The organism is Cellulomonas sp. (genome assembly GCF_036279715.1).
Lineage (GTDB): Bacteria > Actinomycetota > Actinomycetes > Actinomycetales > Cellulomonadaceae > Cellulomonas_A.
Window position 1 is genome coordinate 1 of record NZ_DASUIR010000034.1, and the last position, 2,221, is coordinate 2,221.

The following is a 2,221-nucleotide window of genomic DNA, read 5'->3' on the forward strand; positions in this document are numbered from 1 at the left end:
GAGCTGCTCTTCGTCGACGAGCTGAAGCAGTGGGAAGACCAGGGGATGGAAGTCCTCGTCACCGTCGACTATGGGCGGGAGTCGTGGCAGGGTCGCGTCGGTCTGGTGACGAAGCTCATCCCGCGCGCCGGGTTCGACCCGATGTCCACGCTCGCCCTCATCTGCGGCCCCGAGGTGATGATGCGGCACACGGCGCTCGCGCTCGTCGGGCGCGGTGTGCGTTCCAGCCGTATCCGGGTCTCCCTCGAGCGCAACATGCGCTGCGGGGTGGGCCTGTGCGGGCACTGCCAGTACCGCGAGCTGTTCGTCTGCGTCGACGGCCCGGTGCTGCCCTACGCGCAGGTCACTGGCCTGCTCGGACTCCGGGAGGTGTGACGTGACAGAGAATGGTCGACCGAAGCTGGCCGTCTGGAAGTTCGCCTCCTGCGACGGTTGTCAGCTCACCCTGCTCAACTGCGAGGACGAGCTCATCCCGCTGGCGGGAGCGGTGGAGATCGCCTACTTCCCCGAAGCCACCCGCGCCGTGGTCGAGGGGCCCTACGACGTCTCGCTCGTCGAGGGTTCGGTGACCACGCCCGCCGATGCAGAGCGGATCCAGGAGGTACGCCGGGCCTCCCGCCTCTTGGTCACGATCGGTGCCTGCGCCACGAGTGGAGGCATCCAGGCGCTGCGCAACTTCGCTGATGTCACCGAGTACCGCTCCATCGTCTATGCCCACCCTGAGTACGTCGAGACCCTCGCGCGTTCCACGCCCATCGCCGCGCACGTGACCGTCGACTATGAGCTGCACGGCTGCCCGGTCGACTCCACGCAGCTGCTGGAGGTTCTCGCCGCGTTCGTCCAGGGCCGCCGCCCGCGCATTCCGTCATACAGCGTGTGTGTTGAGTGCAAGCGTCGTGGGTCGCTCTGCGTCGCGGTTGCTCACGGGACTCCCTGTCTCGGGCCGGTCACGCTGGCCGGATGCGGCGCCCTCTGCCCGGCATTCGCGCGAGGCTGCTACGGCTGCTTCGGCCCGCAGGACACCGCGAACACGGAGTCGATGGCGGACCGCCTCAGCGTTCTCGGCATGGACGAGTCCCAGGTGCTCCGGGTGTTTCGCACCTTCAACGCCGGCGCCGAGGCGTTCCGGCGCGAGAGCGAACGGCACGACGGCGCACGGCAACACAACGAAAAGCACGAGAGCCAGCAGCATGAGGAGGCGACTCCATGACGCACAAGCTCAATCAGGGCGATCACGTCCTGCACGTGGACACCCTGGCCCGGGTCGAGGGCGAGGGAGGAATGCACGTCGTGGTCAAGGACGGCCTCGTCGCCGATGTGGAGCTGCGCATCTTCGAACCCCCGCGGTTCTTCGAGGCGTTCCTACGCGGCCGGGCCTGGACCGAGCCTCCGGACATCACGGCCCGCATCTGCGGAATCTGCCCGGTCGCCTACCAGATGAGCTCGTGCCTGGCGATCGAGGACGCCTGCGGCGTCACGGTTCCCGAGGAGATTCGCCTGCTGCGCCGGCTGCTGTACTGCGGCGAGTGGATCGAGAGTCACGCGTTGCACATCCACCTGCTGCACGCACCCGACTTCCTGGGCTATGCCGGGGCGATCGAGATGGCCGCCGACCATGGCGCCATCGTCGAGCGTGGGCTCCTGCTGAAGAAGACAGGCAACGCCCTCATGACTCTGGTCGGGGGACGGGCCATCCACCCCGTCAACGTCCGCGTCGGCGGCTTCTACCGCCTGCCGACCGTTGAGGAGCTCCACAGCATCCGTCCGGCGCTGGACCGGGCCCGCGACGACGCCGTCGCGACCGTCGCCCTCGTGGGCGGCCTCGAGTTCCCCGACATGGTGCAGCCCCAGGAGTACGTCGCGCTGCGGTCGCCGCACGGGTACCCGTTGGAGAGCGGCTCGGTGGTCACCAGCTCCGGTCGCGCCTTCGAGGTTGCCGACTTCGGCGCCAACGTTGTGGAGGAGCACGTCGCCAGGTCCAATGCGCTGCACGCGCACCTTGACGGCACGACGCCGTATGTCGTCGGGCCGCTGGCTCGCTACGCGCTCAACCACGACCAGCTGGGACCGATCGCACAACAGGCGGCACACGATGCAGGACTGGGCGACGAATGTCGAAACCCGTTCCAGTCAATCGTTGTTCGTGCCGTCGAGCTCGTACATGCCATCGACGAGGCAGCGCGGATCATCGACACGTGGGACGGCGCATCGGCCCCCTTCG

2 protein-coding genes and 1 pseudogene are annotated in these 2,221 nt (G+C 68.0%); all 3 read left to right on the top strand.

All coding sequences use genetic code 11. The features are described 5' to 3' along the window. Nucleotides 1-375: pseudogene (locus VFW79_RS03765) on the top strand (hypothetical protein); the annotation flags it as partial. A 1-nt stretch (nt 376) separates the two neighbouring features. Further along, entirely contained in the window at nt 377-1,210 is an 834-nt protein-coding gene (locus VFW79_RS03770) for a hypothetical protein (RefSeq protein ID WP_329675978.1), read from the top strand. After that, a partial coding sequence (locus tag VFW79_RS03775; protein ID WP_329675979.1) for a Ni/Fe hydrogenase subunit alpha occupies nt 1,207-2,221 on the top strand: 1,015 nt, incomplete at its 3' end. The genes VFW79_RS03770 and VFW79_RS03775, both read left to right, overlap by 4 nt.